The organism is Pedobacter sp. Leaf132, assembly GCF_920984695.1.
Classification (GTDB): Bacteria; Bacteroidota; Bacteroidia; order Sphingobacteriales; family Sphingobacteriaceae; genus Pedobacter.
In genome coordinates this window covers 323,444-341,690 of record NZ_CAKLBO010000005.1, presented here as the reverse complement: position 1 = coordinate 341,690, position 18,247 = coordinate 323,444, and the positions used below count along the sequence as shown (strand labels likewise).

Below are 18,247 nucleotides of genomic sequence, written 5' to 3'. Positions count from 1 at the left end.
GATCCTGACGTAATTTATTTAATAGGCTTTCTCCTCGTCTAGATAACCTAAGGTCGTTAAAAAGTTTACTGTAATCTGTTCCAAACATGAAACAAAAATAAAAATAAAGATGTGGGTACACGGTAGGGGTAAAGCGGCATACTTTTAACAAAATTGAGCGCAGCGAAATGCAGTTAAAAGATATAGCGAAACACGGGACTAACTTTAATAGGAATTGGTCAATTGCTTTTCAAAACAATATTAAATCTGACAAAATTACGACTACCAGGGAAAACCACTCCATTTTTAAATTGTTGACCTTTTATAACATTTCACATCATGGAGAAACGAATTTTAGGAAAAACAGATTTAAATATTGCACCCATTGTATTTGGAGGAAACGTTTTTGGCTGGACAGTTGATGAACAAAAATCTTTTGAGATTTTAAATCAATTTATAGAAAGCGGCTTCAATTTTATTGATACTGCCGATGTTTATTCTCGTTGGATGCCAGGAAATAAAGGTGGAGAATCGGAAACAATTATTGGAAACTGGCTAAAAAAACAAAATAAAAGGCACGATGTAATTATTGCCACTAAAGTTGGCTCAGATATGGGTAATGGCAAATCGTTAAAAAAAGATTACATCATTAACCAGGTTGAGCATTCTCTTTCTCGCCTGCAAACTGATTATATAGATTTATATTTCTCTCACTTTGATGATGAACAAACGCCGGTTGATGAAACCTTGAGCGCTTATGAAACATTAATCAAAGCGGGAAAAATCCGATGGATTGGCGCATCAAATTTTTCTGCAGAAAGGCTGAAAGAATCTTTGGTTTATTCTGCCAATAATAACCTTCCTCGCTACGAAGTTTATCAGCCAGGTTATAATTTATTCGACAGAGCTGAATTTGAACAGGAACACGAAAAAATTTGTCTGGATGCAGGTTTAGGAGTTGTAACGTATTATTCTCTGGCTAGCGGATTTTTAACCGGAAAATACCGTAGTGAAGATGACTTGAACAAAAGCCAGCGTGGTGGTGGCATAAAGAAGTTCTTAAACGAGCGTGGTTACAGAATTTTAGACGCACTTGATAAAGTGGCAGGTCAACATCATGTTGAACAAGCATCTGTAGCTTTAGCCTGGTTAATTAATCGCCCATCAGTTACCGCACCAATTGCAAGTGTAACGGATTTAACTCAGCTAAAATCCTTTACAGAGGCAGCCAATTTGAAATTATCAGCTGATGACATTTCTCTATTAGATAAAGCGAGCATATATTAAAAGATTAATTATATATTTAAAATCCCGATGAACAAAACATTTATCGGGATTTTTTGTATTATTCTGGATTTTAATATTACGATGAAAGATAAACTCTCTTTTCTACCCAAATTAGCACTCGTGCTGTTCTGTTTAATCAGTTTAACGTACATTGCTATTTTAGGGCATTCGCTACTTGCTCCCTTACTTTTTTCTTTCTTGATGGCGATTTTATTATTGCCTTTGGCGAATACTTTAGAGCATAAACTAAAATTAAAAAGGAGTTTTTCTACCATTCTATCTGTAATTGTGATGGTGGTTATCATTGGTGGTATAGTTTATTTTTTCGGGAATCAACTAAGCGATTTATGGCAGGATTGGCCGCTTTTAAAACAAAAGGCCGGTGTTTCATTTAACGAATTACAACAATGGATTTCGAAAACCTTTAATGTAAATACTCAAAAACAGTTAGCTTATTTAAACGATAGTACAGAAAAGGCGCTTGCTACAAGTGCAACCATCGTTGCAACAACATTAGCTACATTGTCTTCTACCCTATTATTCTTAGGTTTTACATTATTATTTACTTTCTTTATTTTAAACTATAGGCGCATACTTTTCACTTTTCTAACTTCCGTTTTTAAAGAGGAACACAAAGAAAAAGTAGGCGAAATTGTATCGCAAATTCAATACATAATCAAAAAATATATCATTGGCTTATTTTTACAAATGCTGATTGTTACTGTTTTAATGATGGCCGTGTTAAGTTTATTAGGCGTCAAATACGCTGTCCTTTTAGGTTTGGTTGCCGGCATTTTCAACGTGGTTCCTTATTTGGGTATTTTCTTTGCATTGCTGATAAGCTGTTTAATTACCTTTGCTACCGCTGGTGCAGGTAAAGTTTTGCTAGTTTTAATTGCCTTTGTTGGGGTGCACGCTATCGATGGAAACATTTTAATGCCATTGGTTGTAGGTTCAAAAGTTAAAATTAATGCTCTGATAGCCTTTTTAGGTATAATTGTTGGCGAAATGGTTTGGGGCATTTCTGGCATGTTTTTATGCATTCCTTACTTAGCAATACTAAAAATAATATTTGATAGAGTAGATACTTTAAAACCGTGGGGCTTGTTAATGGGCGAAGAACACAAACCTGAAAAGAAGAAGCGGGTATACCGATTAACAAAGAAAATTCAACTTCAGGAAAAGGATTAATTCAAATCTTTTTACAATAAAGGCTTTTGCTAAAAGCAATTGATTATGTGTAATGTGCTTACCAAAAGCCTTGCTAATTTCTACCTTCCATATAGTTTATTTCAAAGCATTCAATTTTTCTTAATCAAATGGTATTGGTAATTTAGCAGCATAAAATAAATACCATGCCCAACAATCCAATTCCTGCCGCTGCACATAACCCTGCTGATGCTTTTAATCGTTTACTTACCGTTTTAGATACTTTAAGAACGCAATGTCCGTGGGATAAAAAACAAACCATGGAAACCTTGCGCCATTTAACAATCGAAGAAACTTACGAGTTAAGTGATGCCATTTTGGATGGTAATTTAGACGAAATTAAGAAGGAACTTGGCGATGTGATGATGCATCTGGTTTTCTATTCAAGAATTGCTTCAGAAACGAATGATTTCAACATAGTTGATGTACTAAATGGTGTTTGCGATAAATTAGTAAATCGTCATCCGCACATATACGGCGATGTTGAAGTTGAGAACGAAGAAGACGTTAAGCGAAACTGGGAACAAATTAAGCTAAAAGAAGGAAATAAATCTGTTTTGGCGGGCGTTCCGGCTTCGCTACCGGCTTTGGTAAAAGCTGCCCGCATTCAGGAAAAAGCCCGCGGTGTGGGTTTCGATTGGGAAGATAAAAGCCAGGTTTGGGAAAAGGTAGAAGAAGAATTACAAGAATTCAAAAATGAGTTTAATGTTGCCGACAATACGGCTATTGATGTAGAAAAAGCTGAATCTGAATTTGGCGATGTACTTTTCTCGTTAATCAACTATGCCCGTTTCATAAACATTAATCCAGAAAACGCCTTAGAAAAAACCAATAGAAAGTTTATTAAACGTTTTCAATATTTAGAAAACAAGGCAAAAGAAAATGGTAAAGCTTTGGCCGACATGACGCTTGCAGAAATGGATATTTATTGGAACGAAGCGAAAAAACTGTAGTATGATTACTGAAAACGACGATAGCCAACAACCAAAAAACTTAATATATATCATCACTTTTAATGTTAGGGCAACTAAAACCGTTGGAGATGATGGCATTATACCCTGGATAAATATTGCCCGAGCGAATGAAGAAATTTTGAATTTAGTTGATGCTGATGAACTTGTGATTGCAGAAAAAGAGGTTAGCATTTCCATTGATTATCCATTTGAAAGACCCGAAACTTTTTTCTTAACATCGCCAATTGGATTTACCAGAACCCACCTTTTAATAGCAATAAGAGAAAAATTTATAGCCTTATCTAAAGTTCAAAATATAGAGATTGATGCTTTAGATTTAGTCTCTTTGGATGTTTACAAAACCGATTCAGGCTCCATAGAAATTACTTTGGATATTGATTTATAAATTCAAGCAAAGAAGAATCCGTCATTGCAGGTCAATAGCCTTTAAGATTGCTTCGTGCCTCGCAATGACGACAGTCTAAGAAAATTTCCTTTTACCTAATACCTAAAATAGAAGAATCCGTAATTGCGAAGTACGAAGCAATCTCTGACAAATTCAGGCAAGTCAAAAAGATTGCTTCGTGCCTCGCAATGACGACAGCCTAATAAAATGTCCTTTAACCTAATACAAAAAAATTAGAAGAATCCGTCATTGCGAGGAACGAAGCAATCTCTGACAAAACTCACGCAATTAATAAAATTGCTTCGTACCTAGCAATCACGACAGTGTAATAGAATTTTCAGTAAATTAATACCTAAAATCAAGCAAAAATAGAAGAATCCGTCATTGCGAGGTACGAAGCAATCTCTGCCAAACTTCAGGCAATTAATAAGATTGATTCGTGCCTCGCAATGACGACAGTGTAATAGAATTTTTCTAATTAATACCTAAAATCAAGCAAAAATAGAAGAATCCGTCATTGCGAGGCACGAAGCAATCTCTGACAAAATTCAGGCAATAGCTTTAAGATTGCTTCGTGCCTCGCGATTACGACAGCCTAATAAAAAACGCCATCTACATAATACCATTTACCATCTTCCAACTTAAAATATGATTTTTCGTGCAGAACTTCGGTTTGGAACTTATGGTTCAAATAAAACGCTTTAAACTCAACCTTATCAAACTCAGCTGCAACAATTTCCAATTTTAACCACTTCGTATTTTTAGCACTTTTTGTATAAGAATCTGCTGAATTTCCTTTGCGTTTGCTAGGATGAGTGGTTTCAAAAAGGTAGTTTCCATTGGCCAAAACAAATGCCGAATACCTCGAACGCATTAAAGCTTCGGCTGTTGGTGCGTTAGATTTATTTAAATGATAAGGCTGACAACAATTTGCATATTCAAGTCCGCTTGCACAATAACAATTCATTCGTTATAAATTAGTTTTGAAGCACAAAAGTAGGATTTAATAATTTTGGAGCTAAAATTTCCGTAAAATTGCAATGAATAATGAGGTACTTTTTTCACATTGCATACAACGGTCAGTATTTTAGCGGCTGGCAAAAACAACCAAAAGTTAAAAGCGTTCAGGAAGTTTTAGAACATTCGCTTGAACAGATTTTTAAAGTTACCATACCAATTATTGGTTGTGGAAGAACGGATGCACACGTACATGCGAGCCAGTTTTTTTTCCATGCAGATATTGCAATCGATTTTGATTTTGATTTATTGTTTAGGATGAACAAAATACTGCCCTACAACATTGCGGTTTTCGATATTATACAGATGGAAGGGCTGCCTCACGCCCGTTTTGATGCTGTTCAAAGAAAATATGATTATTTCCTTCATACCTATAAAGATCCTTTTCTTAGTCAGCAAAGTTCCTTTTATTTATTGCCCAAGTTAGATTTAGTGCAAATGAAAGCCGCTGCAAAACTTTTACCAAAATACAAAGACTACAGGCCGTTTTGTACACACCCTGATAAATACGAACACACCATTTGCAATGTAATGGATGCAGACATTTTTATTAATGAGCGTGGCGACAGAATCCGCTTTCACATTGCCAGCAACAGATTTCTGGGCAAAATGATTCGGATTTTAATGGGTAAAATTTTGAAAATTGGCAAAGGAGAATTAACAGTTTCTGAATTTGAGCATCATTTAGCTACGCTAGAAATGCCAAAACTTTTAGAGCCTGCTCATCCAACAGGTTTGTATCTATCTAAAGTAACTTACCCTTATTTAAATTTAGCACCACGTACCGAATTTCTTTCGGCCTTAGAAGGCACAAAGTGGATTTCTGTTTAAGCCTGGGTTTTTTGAGTTTTTGCAGTGTTTTTGCCTTCTAAGCGTGATTGCAGCGGTATCCTTTTTGGTTGCAGAAACCTTGATTACCCTACCATTTTGAAGTTCAAAAAGATATAGCGAAAAGCAGGATCATCGTAACCGAAACGAACCACACCCTGCCTTACAAAAATCTATTTAAACCTGATGGCTTTTAGCGGCGAAACTTTACTGATTAACAACGAAGGGATAATTAATACGGTTAAACAAACCACAACGGTGATTACGTTCAATGCTAAAACATCAATAAAATGAAATTCTATTGGCGCATAAGCGAGGAAATAATTGGCCTGATCTAGCTTGAAAATATGCGTAGCCTGCTGAAAAAACCCTAAGCCCAAACCTAAAATATTGCCTAAAAGCAAGCCAATTCCGATAAGGTAAGCTGCATTGTATAAAAATATTTTCATAATGCTCCAGTTGCTTGCGCCGAATGATTTTAGCATTCCAATCATATTTGTGCGCTCTAAAATCATGATAAGCAAAGCGGTTATCATGTTTATTACGCCTACAATTAGCATTAAAATCAGCAATACATTCGTATTTACATCAAGCAAACCGAGCCAGGTAAAAATATTCGGAAAGTTTTCTTTGATAGAAAATGAACGTAAATTTTGAGGGAGTTGCTCAAAAATTTCATCTGCAACGGGCTTTAACTTTGAAAAATCTTTAGTTCTGATTTCTACACCGCCAATTTCGTCAGCTTTCCAATTATTTAAGCGTTTTACAATGTTTAAATTGCCGAGTACAAAGCCCTTATCAATGTCTTCTACCCCAATATCGTAAACACCAACAATTTTAAATTTTCGTGGGCGAAGCTGATTTTGAACAAAATACATGATAAAATCGTCGCCAGTTTTTAGCTTTAAGCGTTTAGCGGTGTAATTCGATACCAATAATTCTTGCATGGCCGCCGTAGAATCGGCAAAATCAATCACTCTACCACTTATTATGTGTTGTTTTATATATGTCCAATTGTAATTTTTATCTACGCCCTTAAAATTAATGCCTTCAATTTCTTCATTAGCAGATAAAATTGCCGGTTTGGTTGCAAATGGATAAAAATACTCTATATTTTTATTGTTCTTGAGCATTTTCTGAGTTTCAGCATCAAGGGTAAAAGGTGAATGCTCAAATGAATTATTTAAATCGTAACGGGTAATTTGCACATCGCCCAAAAAACCTCTAACCTTATCTTGAATTTCTGTTTTAAAACCTTTAATTATTGCGATAGAAAGTATCATAACGGCCAAACTCAGCATTACACCTGCAATGGCAATACGTACGATGAGCTTAGAAAAAGTACGTTCTGATTTTAAAGAAATGCGACCGGCTATGAAATATTCGAAATTCAATTTTGATAAATTTGATGCTACAAAAATGCTTAATTACTATTTAAAAATGGCATTTTTGAAGATAAATTACCAGTTTGAAATGAGTATCTAACTATCTATAATTAAAAAATTGCTAAATTGTTTGTTTTGACATAATAACACAACAAAAACCTATTGAAATGAAAAAATATATCAGCTTTGCTTTAACAAGTATAATTGCCCTTTCTGCATGCGGGCAAACACCTAAACCAGAAAAAACTGAAGAAAATGAGCCTGTAACTGCAACTGAAACAAATGTACCTGCAAACGCTATAAAAACCGGAGCAGAACAAACCGAAAAATATTTGCCATTATTAAAAGGCAAACGAGTTGGTATGGTAGTTAACCCAACATCAATAATTGGTAAGCAAACCTCTGTAGATAGTTTGTTAAAGAGAGGAATAAAAATCCAGAAAATATTTGGTCCGGAGCATGGTTTTAGAGGCAATGCTAGTGCTGGTGTAAAAGTTAGTGATGATGTTGATGAAAAAACAGGTATAAAAGCAGTTTCACTTTATGGAAAACATAGTACGCCAACTAAAGAGGATTTGGCTGATATAGACATCATGGTTTTCGATATCCAGGATGTAGGTGTTCGCTTTTACACGTACATAAACACCTTGCAACACGTAATGGAAGCCTGCGCAGAGAACAACAAACCATTATTAATTTTAGATAGACCGAACCCGAACGGATATTTAATTGATGGTCCGATTTTAGACCCAAAATTTAAATCGGGCATTGGTATTCAACCCATTCCAATTGCACATGGTTTAACCATTGGCGAGTATGCGCAGATGTTAAACGGAGAAGGTTGGTTAAAAAATAAATTGAAATGCAAAATCACCGTGATTAAAAATGCCAATTATAATCATAATATGGAATATACTTTGCCCGTTAAACCATCACCAAATTTAAATACGCAGCAATCTATTTTACTTTACCCTTCAACTTGCTTATTCGAAGGCATTTACCTTAACCATGGCCGCGGTACACAGTTTCCTTTTACTGTAATTGGTGCACCATATTTAAAGGGCATTTATAAATTTTCTTATACACCTACCGGGATAAAAGGAATGGCAGAAACGCCAATTTTTAAAGATGAAGAATGTTTCGGTATTGATTTGAGAAACTACGATACTTCTATCTTAAGAAAAAAAGGACAAATTAATTTAGGATGGGTTATAGAATTATACAAAGCATCGCCTAAAAAAGAAGATTTCTTTAATTCTAAATTGAGCAACCAAACCATGCCAGTAGAAAAGTTAATTGGCGTTGGAGATTTCAGACAACAAATTATTGATGGCAAAAGCGAGGCAGAAATCAGAGCAACCTGGGAACCAGGATTAAGCAGTTATAAAACCATGCGCAAAAAATACTTATTGTATAATTAATGATTGAATTTTGAATGAGTGAATTTATCAAACAATAGTGGATAAAACTTTGTTCTTTAGTTAAAGATTGTTATTTATTCAATGCATAAAATTCATTTATTCAATCATTAAACCATGAGCGGCAAGAAAGAAAAAAGTGATAAACCCGGAAGTAATTATGAGCAAGAAGTACCAAAGGGCAGAGAACCAGTAGATAATAAAACGGTTAGAAAGGCGAATGATAGTAGCCCGCAGAAACCGGTAAAGACTGAGGAACCAGCAAAAAAGAGAGAAAACGAAGAACAACCTGTTCATCCGATAAAAGAAGCACCTAAAGAATAAAAAAAGCTTTCACTGAAAAAAGTGAAAGCTTTTTAGCTTTAATTACTCTTCGTTGCTTTACAATATAAATAAGACCGTCATTCCCGTGAAAACGGGAATCTTAAAGCGAAAAAACAATTGAAAAATACATGTTTATTTAGGCTTTAATATGCCCAGTCAAGCTGAGCATGACGATAGCATATGAACTCTAAACATGCTCATTTAAAAGACTACTCCAAAAATTTAGTTGCTATTCGTAGATTTTAGGAAAGATAGCAACACTTTTTCATCGTGTTCTAAACCTAATTTACCTATACCATTATTATTATCCATTTTCTTCAAAAACTTTTCTAGTTTTTCCTCCTCGTAAGCAGTAATAAGCAAAGGATAAACGTAAGAACTTTTACACACAGCCCTTGTATTACCAAGCTTTTTTGCCACACAATCCAACACGTTTACAATGGTTTTTTTTGTGTTGATTTTTATATCTCCATCTTGTTTACACTTAGAAAATTGTCTTAATGCTTCTAAGGTTCCACCCCAGGTTCTAAAATCTTTTGCAGTAAAATCACTCCCGGTTATTTCTCTGATATAACTGTTTATCTTGCCCGAATCGATACTTTTATGTTCCTTTCCGTTAGTATAAAATTGAAACAAATCTTGCCCAGGAATATCGCGGCATTTTTTAACCAACTTGGCCAAAGAGCGGTCGTTTAGTTCTACGTTTTGTTTAACACCCTTTTTACCAATAAAATCCATGCTAATTTTACTGCCATTTATTTTAACATGCTTATCTCTTAAAGTGGTTAAACCGAAAGAACCATAAAGCTGCTTATAGTTTTCGTTACCAATACGGATTAATGTTTTTTGTAAAACATCAACAGAAATAGCCAACACCTTTCGCTCGTCTAAATCTTTGCGTTTTAAATCTCTGGCCAGTTTCTTTCTGGCTTCAGGTAAGGCTTTGCCAAATTCATATAATCTAAAATATTTATCTTCCGAGCGGCGTGAAGTCCATTTTGTATGGTATTTATATTGCTTCCTTCCTGCGGCATCTGTGCCTGTTACCTGCAAATAACCATTGGCTTTATTGCAAATCCATACACTTTGCCATGCCGGTGGAATTACCAAAGTTTTTATTCTTTCTAAATGCTTCTCGTCGGTAATTTTTGCGCCGTTCTTATCTTCATAATGAAATTTACCAGGTTTCCCTTTTCTGTAAATACCAGGCATCGAATCGGTAACATAAATTAGTCCGCTTGCCTTTACAACGTCTTTACCTTGTATCATTTTAAACTATAAAATAGGGTTAATTTTTAGTTATTTTGTAAAACCTAACGGGAGCATTTCACGTTAATTTACTACACAACATATTCCAGATGAAAATAGTTTTTATGGGCACGCCCGATTTTGCAGTTGCTTCTTTAGATGCTTTAGTAAGGGCAAATTTTGATGTGGTTGCCGTTGTTACAGCCGCCGATAAACCTGCTGGCCGCGGACAAAAATTAAGCGAGAGTGCTGTAAAAAAATATGCTGTAGAAAAAAATATTCCTGTTCTACAGCCCGAAAAACTAAAAAATCCTGAGTTTTTAGCACAGCTTAAATCTTTTAATGCAGATTTACAAGTTGTTGTTGCTTTTAGGATGTTGCCCGAAGTTGTTTGGGCAATGCCATCTAAAGGAACAATTAATCTTCATGGTTCTTTACTGCCACAGTATCGCGGTGCTGCACCAATTAACCATGCCATAATCAACGGAGAAAAAGAAAGCGGTGTTACTACTTTTTTCTTAACCCACGAGATTGATACCGGAGACATTATTCAAAGTGCAAGTGTTGCTATTGAAAGTACCGATACTGCCGGAGATTTACATGATAAACTGATGAACGTAGGTGCAAGCCTATTGGTTAAAACGGTAACTGCAATTGCTGAAGGAAACTACCAAGAACAGCCACAACCACAAAGTGATGTATTAAAACATGCTCCAAAAATTTTTAAAGAAGATTGTAAAGTTGACTGGAATAAACCATCATTAGAAGTTTTTAATTTTATTCGTGGTTTAAGCCCCTATCCTACTGCTTTTACTTTATTAAATGATAAAACATTAAAAATTTTTAAAGTGGATATCGAAGAAAAAGAACCTGCAATTGCAGCCGGAGGCTTTTTAACGGATGGTAAAACTTTTCTGAAATTTGCTACTAAAGATGGTTTTATCAAACTTCAGGATATTCAATATGAAGGCAAAAAACGTATGCAAATTGAAGATTTTTTAAGAGGAATGCGGTTGTAACTCAACCCAAAATTTCCTTAAAACTTCTAATTTAATACAAATTAAAACCTTTCAACTTTACAACATTACAACAATTTTGAAACAACAATTGCTTAAATTCGCCCCATGGCAAAAATATCAATTAACCTTGCTACAGGTTCGTTTCAAAAGGAAGAAATTATAGTCGGAATCGATTTAGGCACCACTAACAGTTTGGTTGCGTTTATTAATCCCGATAAAAATCCGCAGGTTATTAACGATGCCGGTAAAGGAATTTTGGTGCCATCTGTTGTGTATTTCAATAACCAAAATGAAACCGTTGTAGGTAATGAGGCGAAAGAGTTTTTAACAACCGACCCAGCCAATACCATTTTCTCTGTAAAACGATTGTTAGGTCGCTCTTATAAAGATGTAGCCGAACATGCAGCTATTTTTTCTTACAAAATTATTGATGATGATACAGATTCATTGGTAAAAATTCAGGCTGGAAATCGTTTCTATACACCTATTGAATTATCAGCAGAAATTTTAAAGGAGCTAAAGGCCAGAGCCGAACATGCACTGAAAACCCCGGTAAATAGAGCAGTTATCACAGTTCCGGCATATTTTAACGACAGCCAACGCCAGGCTACGCGTGATGCAGGTAAACTTGCAGGCTTGGATGTGATGCGTATCGTGAACGAGCCAACGGCGGCAAGTTTAGCCTACGGAATTGGTTTAGATCCATTGCAGCAAAAAACAATCGCAGTTTACGATTTAGGTGGCGGAACTTTCGATGTTTCTATCCTTCAAATTCAGAATGGAATTTTTGAAGTTCTGGCAACAAATGGAAACACTTATTTGGGTGGTGATGATTTTGACAGAGCCATTCTAAATCACTGGATAGAGAAAAACAACCTTGATATTAAAACTTTAGCTAATGATGCGGTACTGATGCAAACTTTACGCTTACAGGCAGAGGCGGCTAAAAAAGCATTATCATCACAAAATTTATATAACGAAAAGGTTGGCGAAATTTGGTGTACTTTAGATAAGCAAACATTTGAACAGCTTATCGCAAGTAAGGTTGAGGAAACTATAATTGCCTGCAAAAATGCATTGAAAGATTCAGAATTAACTGCGGCAGATATTGATGAAGTAATTTTAGTTGGCGGTTCTACCCGTACACCATTTGTAAAACAACAAGTAGAAAATTTCTTCGGTAAAAAACCACAAGATAATATCAACCCTGATGAAGTTGTAGCTTTAGGTGCAGCCATCCAGGCTGATGTTTTGGCTGGAAACCGTTCTGATATTTTACTACTAGATGTAACGCCACTTTCACTTGGTATTGAAACCATGGGCGGATTAATGGATGTAATTATCGCTCGAAACAGTAAGGTTCCAACAAAGGCTGGTCGCCAATACACTACTTCAATTGATGGTCAGGTAAACATGAAAATTTCTGTTTACCAAGGTGAACGCGATTTGGTTAAAGAAAACCGTAAGCTTGCCGAGTTCGATTTAAAAGGAATTCCGGCTATGCCTGCAGGTTTGCCAAAAGTTGATATTAACTTTTTGCTCAACGCTGATGGTATTTTGACTGTTCAGGCGATTGAATTACGCTCAGGAGTGAAGCAGGAAATTGAAATTACGCCAAGTTACGGTTTGAGCGATGATACCGTAGAGAAAATGCTTTTAGACAGTATTGAACATGCAAAAAGTGACGTGGAACAAAGGATGCTGATTGAAGCTCGAAGTGAGGGAGAACAACTACTTTACACCGCCGAACGTTTCATTGAAAAACATGCAGAACACTTAACTGAGCAAGAAATTACAGAAACTAAAGTTCATATCGAGGCTTTGAAAACAGCTTTGGCTTCGCAAGAAAAAGATACAATTTTGAAAAAAGCCGATGAACTTAATGAGTTTACTCGTCCGTTTGCAGAACGCGTAATGGATGCAGCGATTTCTACAGCAATGAAGGGAAAGAAGATAGAATAGAGTCAGAAGTCTGAAGTCCAATGATATTATCTGATACGCATTTAACCGTCATTGCGAGGCACGAAGCAATCTTACAACTACGGGTTTTTAAATAGCGCTTTAAGATTGCTTCGTGCCTCGCAATGACGTGAGTGTCAAAAAAGCCAATCCAACCATAAAACCTCCTTTTTCTTACCATACATCAAAAATTCTCTACTCCTAACCTATTAACTTTGTTGTATAAATTACAGCGATTATGGAATTAGGTATTGGCATGTTTGGCGATTTGCAAGTGAATGCAAAGGGAGAAATTCAACCAGCACAACAAAGATTACAGGAAATTATAGAAGAAATAAAGCTCATGGATGAAGTGGGCTTAGATTTTTATGGTATCGGCGAGCATCATCGGCATGAATATGCCGTTTCTAGTCCTGAGATTATTTTAGCCGCAGCATCTACAGTTACCAAAAATATAAAATTAAGCAGTGCCGTGTCGGTTTTAAGCTCATCAGACCCAGTAAAACTATACCAGAATTTTGCAACGGTCGATTTACTTTCAAATGGAAGAGCTGAACTTATGGCCGGTCGCGGAAGCTTTATCGAGTCATTCCCGTTATTTGGTTATAACCTTCAAGATTATGATGAACTTTATGAAGAGAAGTTAGAACTTCTTTTAAAAATAAATAAGGAAGCAAAAATTACCTGGAAAGGAAATTTCAGACCAGAATTGGTTAATCAAGAGGTTTTGCCTCGTGCAGTAAACAATAATTTAAAAATTTGGGTTGCCGTGGGTGGTACACCAGAATCAGTAGAGCGTGCCGGCAGATTAGGTTTACCTGTAATGTTTGCTATAATTGGCGGTCAGCCTATGCAGTTTAAGCCACTTTTTGATTATTATAAAAAAGTATATCAGGCTTATGGCCATGATATGAATAAGTTTGAAGTTGGTGTTCATATGCACTCATTGTTTGGAGAAAACAGTAAGGAAATTGCCGATTATTATTATCCATTATATTCAGCACAAATGAATAGAATTGGCAAAAGTCGTGGCTGGGCACCTTATCAAAGAAACCAATTTGATGGTGGAATAAGTGAAAGCGGCGCCTTAATTATTGGTAATGCAAATGAATCAGTAGATAAAATTTTATCGATGGAAGAAACTTTTGGCTTAACACGTTTCTCAGCACACATGGATGTTGGAGGTCCATCACACGCAGCCATGATGAAATCAATTGAGATTTTTGGGACAAAGATTGCTCCAAAAGTTAGGGAAGCATTAAAGAAATAATTATGCTTTCTCTTTTTTAAGCATTTGTAAAAAAGAATAAACATAGCAGCCAACGCAAACGGCAAAAAGGCTTTCTAATAAAGCAAAAATTATCATTGTAGATGTTAATATCAGCGTTGCGGTAGTAAAATTTAATATAAAAGTCGCGGTAATTAAAAGGCAAAAAATAAAGCCCAAAGTTGCCGCGAATTTTTTTGGAGCCAAATCTTTCATTTTTGAAGTAATGTTGAATGTTTTAACAACTTTAACTGCAACCATTTTTAGCAAACTAAACTTTCCATCGGTAAATGCTCTAAAAGAAAAATCAATAAGTAAAAACAATATTGCCCAGTAGTTGGAAGATATAACACAAGCAATGGCAATTAAAGCAACCATAAAAGCAATTATTCTAACTACGTTTTCATTAACTCTTTCTGCTGATACTGGGCAAGACAACTCCATGATTTTATTTTTGGCGAATCTATTAAAATTTTTTGCTAATAATTATCATCTAAAAACTTTTACATCAATTACATAATCTTTTAACCTTTTAAAAATTCATTCTTATATTTATTATTACAACATTTATAAGAATGCAATGATGGTAAAATCCTAACCGAAAATTATATAGGCTTTGATTTTATATCACATTAATTATGGTGAGTTTCTTTTAAATAATTGAAAATTTAAATATAAAAATGAAAAGATTAACGATTCTAATTGCGTTAATCATCCCATTTATTTTCTGTACTTCCTGGGGTTTCTTCGCACATCAAAGAATAAATAATCTTGCTGTATTCACTTTACCTTCCGGGATGCTTTCTTTCTACAAGAAAAATATAAAATACATTACCGAGCATGCTGTAGACCCTGATAAACGGAGATATGCCGATACACTAGAGGCTCCCAGACACTATCTTGATGTTGAAAACTACGAAAAAAGCATAGATAGCATCCCTGAAAAATGGAATGTTGCTGTTGCTAAGTATGGTTTAAAGAAACTTAATCAGGATGGAATAGTTCCCTGGCAAATTCAGCGTACTTATTATAGTTTAATTAAGGCTTTTGAAAATCGAGATTCGATTAAAATATTGAAATACTCAGCAGATTTGGGTCATTATATTGGAGATGCACATGTTCCATTGCACACAACAGCTAATCATAATGGTCAGTTAACTAATCAGGTTGGCATTCATGCTTTTTGGGAGAGCAGATTACCAGAATTATTTTCTGCAGACTATAATTTTATTGTTGGTAAGGCAACATACATAGAAAATCCTTTAAAAGAAACCTGGAAGATTGTTAAACATACCAATACTTTGGTTGATACTGTTCTAAAATTTGAGGCTCAGCTTGCTGCAAATTTTCCATCAGATAAGAAATACAGTTTCTCTGAAAGGAATAACACCGTTTTAAAGCAATATTCGATAGCTTATTCAAAAGCTTATCACAATAAAATGGAGAATATGGTTGAGAAGCAAATGCGTTCTGCCATATTAAAAATTGGTTCATTTTGGTTTTCGGCATGGGTTGATGCCGGCCAGCCAGAATTAAAAAATCTACTCAAAATAGAACCAAAACCCGAAGAAAAGAAATCTGATACAGATACGGAAAAGAAATATCTAAAGGGAATACCTATTGGAAGAGAAATTTGATAAAAACCAAAAGGCAAGAAATAATTTCTTGCCTTTTGGTTTTTTAAAGATTAACAGATTCTATTTTGAATCGTCACCTTCTATTATTTTTTCTATTTTTTTAGGTTGTAGTTTACTCTTTACAGCCGCCCATATTGCTGGCACAAACGTTACTACAGCAATGAAAACAATAACCAGTTCAAAATTATTTTTTATAATTGGAATTTGTCCCAACACATAACCGCCTAACAATAAAGCTACAATCCATGAAACACCACCAATAATATTAAAATAAGTAAAACGACCGAAAGGCATTTTAGCAATACCAGCTACAAATGGTGCAATAGTTCTAAAAATCGGTAAAAAACGACTAAAGATAATAGCCTTTCCTCCGTGTTTTTCAAAAAACTCGTGAGATTGTTCGTAATATTTAAGCTTTAGAATCTTATTATCTTCTTTAAACACACCAGCACCTAATACACTGCCCAGTTTAAAATTTACGGTATTGCCTAAAATTGCTGCAACAATTAAAATTAGCAGCATTAGCCAAATATTCAAACCGGTTTCATGCTCTCCAGCAATTAAAGCACCCATTGCAAATAGCAAAGAATCGCCAGGTAAAAAAGGCATCACAACTAATCCAGTCTCTGCAAAAATTATAAGGAATAAAATTAAGTATGTCCAGGTTTGATAATCATTCACGATTTGAGCCAAATGAACATCAATGTGAAGAATGAAATCTAAGAGTTGTTGTAGTAATTCCAATTGTATATGAGTTTGGGCAAAAGTAGGAATATCAATTTGATTTAAAGACTAATCTAAATTTATTAGTAGAAATTTAATTACTACTGACAATTACCCGTTTTTGTAATTTACCTGCATTGGTACCTTTATTTACACCATCAATCATGATTGTATAGGTATTTCCTTTGACGAAATTTGTATTCAGAATTGTATCTGTAACATTAGGCGAAGCCAAAAGATTTAAATAAATATTGGCATCAGCATCAACAGGGAGCTTTATATAACCTGAATTTTCTCCAGGACCTAATATTTTGACAACACTTGACGATTCATTTCTAATATTAACGTTGGAACTTAAATTATAACCCAGATTAATAAAAAACAATCGAACACTAGATGCATCACGGGCTAGATCATCTTCCAAAACAGTTAAAACAGAATCGGTTGCTGACTTTTTAGTATAGTAAACCGTATAATTCTTACCAACACTAAATAAATATTTAATAGAATCGCTTATACTAGATGTACCAGCGCCTCTTGCATAAACATTATATTCTTTATCGCCCGCCGCAGTTATATAGCTACTGCTTGAGCCATAAACAACAGCTGGTGCAACTTTCAATCCATTAAGATAAAAATCTTGTGCACCCTGGTCAATCGCATTTAAAAACCTAACTCTGGTATCGTAATCATTATTATCATTCTTTACACAAGCAATTGAAAATGAAGCAATAACTAAGACTAAAACAAACTTAATATTTGAAGATAATTTAATTTTCATTGGTGGTTGTAAAGATTATTACAAAGATAGGCTTTGTATTGCAAATATTTGAAAGCCTTGATTTCTTAGTTATCGACTATTAAATGTGCCTCTAATGTTGCAGTAGTTAAACCACTGAGCCAAATCGTATAAATTTTTCCTGGCAATAAATCTGTGGCCGCAATAGTTTTAATATTCCCAGAGCCCACAACGTTGTACCTTAGCGCTGCGCCATTCTCTATGGTATAGTAATTAGAGGCCTCTTTAAACATTAAAGCATTTATAAAAGGTGAACCTGTTTGGATGCTAACATTAACACCTGTATTAAAAAATGGCGTTAAATTAACCACTCTGATTTTCGCCATCGACATGTCTGATATGCTCAGATTATCCTCAAAGTTGATAATCTCTTTTTTTCCATCTCTATCTGCAATTAAAAATGTGCTGTAAGTAAGAGCAGGTGTAAAATTCAAGTTTGTATCTGTATTAAAACTATTAGAACCCATAAAATTAACGCTTCTGTTACCAGAGAGGATTTTAACATATTCACTGGTTTCGCCAAATGCCAGTGGGGCAATAGTCATTTTTGAATTGTCAACAAAAACATTTTGTTTAACCTCACCTTGTACAGCATTAATTACTTTAATTTTTGCCTCACCTTTCGCTACAACGTTTGGATCGTGTTTTTTACAATACATGAAAAATATCGAACAACATATCAACAAAAAAATATGTGTTTTGAAAGATGAAGGATTAGAGCTTTTCATGAGATGGTTTATTTGGTTTAAACAAAAATGGCTTGGTTCAAAAACCAAGCCATTATAAATA

The 18,247-nt window shown here is 34.9% G+C and carries 19 protein-coding genes; 12 read left to right on the top strand and 7 right to left on the bottom strand.

Annotated features, from left to right (window positions below):
- Positions 1 to 318: 318 nt before the first annotated feature.
- From LUA86_RS12315 to LUA86_RS12300, 4 genes are all read left to right on the top strand, one after another.
- Positions 319 to 1,266, top strand: a complete 948-nt coding sequence (locus LUA86_RS12315) for an aldo/keto reductase (RefSeq protein ID WP_231463108.1) — start codon at positions 319 to 321, stop codon at positions 1,264 to 1,266.
- Between the two features lie 27 nt (positions 1,267 to 1,293).
- Positions 1,294 to 2,457: an AI-2E family transporter gene (locus tag LUA86_RS12310; protein ID WP_231463105.1), complete on the top strand. Its 1,164-nt coding sequence runs from the start codon at positions 1,294 to 1,296 to the stop codon at positions 2,455 to 2,457.
- 164 nt (positions 2,458 to 2,621) lie between these two features.
- Entirely contained in the window at positions 2,622 to 3,428 is an 807-nt protein-coding gene (gene mazG / locus LUA86_RS12305; protein WP_231463101.1) for a nucleoside triphosphate pyrophosphohydrolase, read from the top strand.
- Between the two features lies 1 nt (position 3,429).
- Positions 3,430 to 3,834, top strand: a complete 405-nt coding sequence (locus LUA86_RS12300; RefSeq protein WP_231463098.1) for a hypothetical protein — start codon at positions 3,430 to 3,432, stop codon at positions 3,832 to 3,834.
- Between the two features lie 595 nt (positions 3,835 to 4,429).
- Here the strand turns inward: LUA86_RS12300 and LUA86_RS12295 are convergent.
- Positions 4,430 to 4,801: a YchJ family protein gene (locus tag LUA86_RS12295; protein ID WP_231463095.1), complete on the bottom strand. Its 372-nt coding sequence runs from the start codon at positions 4,799 to 4,801 to the stop codon at positions 4,430 to 4,432.
- An 80-nt stretch (positions 4,802 to 4,881) separates the two neighbouring features.
- Here LUA86_RS12295 and LUA86_RS12290 point away from each other — a divergent pair, with 80 nt between their 5' ends.
- Positions 4,882 to 5,682: a tRNA pseudouridine(38-40) synthase TruA gene (locus tag LUA86_RS12290; protein ID WP_231463092.1), complete on the top strand. Its 801-nt coding sequence runs from the start codon at positions 4,882 to 4,884 to the stop codon at positions 5,680 to 5,682.
- A 170-nt stretch (positions 5,683 to 5,852) separates the two neighbouring features.
- Here LUA86_RS12290 and LUA86_RS12285 read toward each other — a convergent pair whose 3' ends face one another.
- Positions 5,853 to 7,073, bottom strand: coding sequence for an FtsX-like permease family protein (locus LUA86_RS12285; protein ID WP_231463089.1), 1,221 nt, complete (start codon positions 7,071 to 7,073; stop codon positions 5,853 to 5,855).
- A 158-nt stretch (positions 7,074 to 7,231) separates the two neighbouring features.
- Between LUA86_RS12285 and LUA86_RS12280 the strand changes: the two genes are divergently transcribed.
- Positions 7,232 to 8,485, top strand: coding sequence for an exo-beta-N-acetylmuramidase NamZ domain-containing protein (locus tag LUA86_RS12280; protein ID WP_231463085.1), 1,254 nt, complete (start codon positions 7,232 to 7,234; stop codon positions 8,483 to 8,485).
- Between the two features lie 114 nt (positions 8,486 to 8,599).
- Positions 8,600 to 8,806: a hypothetical protein gene (locus tag LUA86_RS12275; RefSeq protein ID WP_231463082.1), complete on the top strand. Its 207-nt coding sequence runs from the start codon at positions 8,600 to 8,602 to the stop codon at positions 8,804 to 8,806.
- A gap of 222 nt (positions 8,807 to 9,028) precedes the next feature.
- Here LUA86_RS12275 and LUA86_RS12270 read toward each other — a convergent pair whose 3' ends face one another.
- Positions 9,029 to 10,075, bottom strand: a complete 1,047-nt coding sequence (locus LUA86_RS12270) for a DNA topoisomerase IB (protein WP_231463078.1) — start codon at positions 10,073 to 10,075, stop codon at positions 9,029 to 9,031.
- Between the two features lie 89 nt (positions 10,076 to 10,164).
- Between LUA86_RS12270 and fmt the strand changes: the two genes are divergently transcribed.
- The 3 genes from fmt to LUA86_RS12255 all read left to right on the top strand — a co-directional run bounded on the left by fmt (position 10,165) and on the right by LUA86_RS12255 (position 14,302).
- Positions 10,165 to 11,073: a methionyl-tRNA formyltransferase gene (fmt, locus tag LUA86_RS12265; RefSeq protein WP_231463075.1), complete on the top strand. Its 909-nt coding sequence runs from the start codon at positions 10,165 to 10,167 to the stop codon at positions 11,071 to 11,073.
- Positions 11,074 to 11,178: 105 nt separating this feature from the next.
- Entirely contained in the window at positions 11,179 to 13,035 is a 1,857-nt protein-coding gene (gene dnaK, locus LUA86_RS12260; RefSeq protein WP_231463072.1) for a molecular chaperone DnaK, read from the top strand.
- 235 nt (positions 13,036 to 13,270) lie between these two features.
- Complete coding sequence (locus LUA86_RS12255) at positions 13,271 to 14,302, top strand: Atu2307/SP_0267 family LLM class monooxygenase (RefSeq protein WP_231463069.1); 1,032 nt, start codon at positions 13,271 to 13,273, stop codon at positions 14,300 to 14,302.
- On the opposite strand, the gene LUA86_RS12250 is transcribed toward LUA86_RS12255, so the two are convergent.
- Entirely contained in the window at positions 14,303 to 14,743 is a 441-nt protein-coding gene (locus LUA86_RS12250; protein ID WP_231463048.1) for a DUF4395 domain-containing protein, read from the bottom strand. It abuts the gene before it with no gap.
- A 236-nt stretch (positions 14,744 to 14,979) separates the two neighbouring features.
- Here LUA86_RS12250 and LUA86_RS12245 point away from each other — a divergent pair, with 236 nt between their 5' ends.
- Complete coding sequence (locus tag LUA86_RS12245) at positions 14,980 to 15,936, top strand: zinc dependent phospholipase C family protein (RefSeq protein ID WP_231463034.1); 957 nt, start codon at positions 14,980 to 14,982, stop codon at positions 15,934 to 15,936.
- Between the two features lie 60 nt (positions 15,937 to 15,996).
- On the opposite strand, the gene LUA86_RS12240 is transcribed toward LUA86_RS12245, so the two are convergent.
- The 3 genes from LUA86_RS12240 to LUA86_RS12230 form a co-directional block, all read right to left on the bottom strand.
- Entirely contained in the window at positions 15,997 to 16,680 is a 684-nt protein-coding gene (locus LUA86_RS12240; protein WP_231463029.1) for a DedA family protein, read from the bottom strand.
- A gap of 73 nt (positions 16,681 to 16,753) precedes the next feature.
- Positions 16,754 to 17,440, bottom strand: coding sequence for a DUF4397 domain-containing protein (locus LUA86_RS12235; protein ID WP_231463026.1), 687 nt, complete (start codon positions 17,438 to 17,440; stop codon positions 16,754 to 16,756).
- A gap of 65 nt (positions 17,441 to 17,505) precedes the next feature.
- Entirely contained in the window at positions 17,506 to 18,117 is a 612-nt protein-coding gene (locus tag LUA86_RS12230; RefSeq protein WP_231463010.1) for a DUF4397 domain-containing protein, read from the bottom strand.
- Here LUA86_RS12230 and LUA86_RS19250 point away from each other — a divergent pair.
- Positions 18,116 to 18,244, top strand: a complete 129-nt coding sequence (locus LUA86_RS19250) for a hypothetical protein (protein ID WP_255713461.1) — start codon at positions 18,116 to 18,118, stop codon at positions 18,242 to 18,244. The genes LUA86_RS12230 and LUA86_RS19250 overlap by 2 nt on opposite strands.
- The last annotated feature ends 3 nt before the right edge of the window (positions 18,245 to 18,247 follow it).

Excerpts from the sequence above, each read along its gene's own strand:
- LUA86_RS12315 (WP_231463108.1), top strand. The coding sequence starts at position 319 with ATGGAGAAACGAATTTTAGGAAAAACAGATTTAAATATTGCACCCATT.
- LUA86_RS12310 (WP_231463105.1), top strand. The coding sequence starts at position 1,294 with ATGAACAAAACATTTATCGGGATTTTTTGTATTATTCTGGATTTTAAT.
- mazG (WP_231463101.1), top strand. The coding sequence starts at position 2,622 with ATGCCCAACAATCCAATTCCTGCCGCTGCACATAACCCTGCTGATGCT.
- LUA86_RS12300 (WP_231463098.1), top strand. The coding sequence starts at position 3,430 with ATGATTACTGAAAACGACGATAGCCAACAACCAAAAAACTTAATATAT.
- LUA86_RS12295 (WP_231463095.1), bottom strand. The coding sequence starts at position 4,801 with ATGAATTGTTATTGTGCAAGCGGACTTGAATATGCAAATTGTTGTCAG.
- LUA86_RS12290 (WP_231463092.1), top strand. The coding sequence starts at position 4,882 with ATGAGGTACTTTTTTCACATTGCATACAACGGTCAGTATTTTAGCGGC.
- LUA86_RS12280 (WP_231463085.1), top strand. The coding sequence starts at position 7,232 with ATGAAAAAATATATCAGCTTTGCTTTAACAAGTATAATTGCCCTTTCT.
- LUA86_RS12275 (WP_231463082.1), top strand. The coding sequence starts at position 8,600 with ATGAGCGGCAAGAAAGAAAAAAGTGATAAACCCGGAAGTAATTATGAG.
- LUA86_RS12270 (WP_231463078.1), bottom strand. The coding sequence starts at position 10,075 with ATGATACAAGGTAAAGACGTTGTAAAGGCAAGCGGACTAATTTATGTT.
- fmt (WP_231463075.1), top strand. The coding sequence starts at position 10,165 with ATGAAAATAGTTTTTATGGGCACGCCCGATTTTGCAGTTGCTTCTTTA.
- dnaK (WP_231463072.1), top strand. The coding sequence starts at position 11,179 with ATGGCAAAAATATCAATTAACCTTGCTACAGGTTCGTTTCAAAAGGAA.
- LUA86_RS12255 (WP_231463069.1), top strand. The coding sequence starts at position 13,271 with ATGGAATTAGGTATTGGCATGTTTGGCGATTTGCAAGTGAATGCAAAG.
- LUA86_RS12250 (WP_231463048.1), bottom strand. The coding sequence starts at position 14,743 with ATGGAGTTGTCTTGCCCAGTATCAGCAGAAAGAGTTAATGAAAACGTA.
- LUA86_RS12245 (WP_231463034.1), top strand. The coding sequence starts at position 14,980 with ATGAAAAGATTAACGATTCTAATTGCGTTAATCATCCCATTTATTTTC.
- LUA86_RS12235 (WP_231463026.1), bottom strand. The coding sequence starts at position 17,440 with ATGAAAATTAAATTATCTTCAAATATTAAGTTTGTTTTAGTCTTAGTT.
- LUA86_RS19250 (WP_255713461.1), top strand. The coding sequence starts at position 18,116 with ATGAAAAATATCGAACAACATATCAACAAAAAAATATGTGTTTTGAAA.
- LUA86_RS12230 (WP_231463010.1), bottom strand. The coding sequence starts at position 18,117 with ATGTATTGTAAAAAACACGATCCAAACGTTGTAGCGAAAGGTGAGGCA.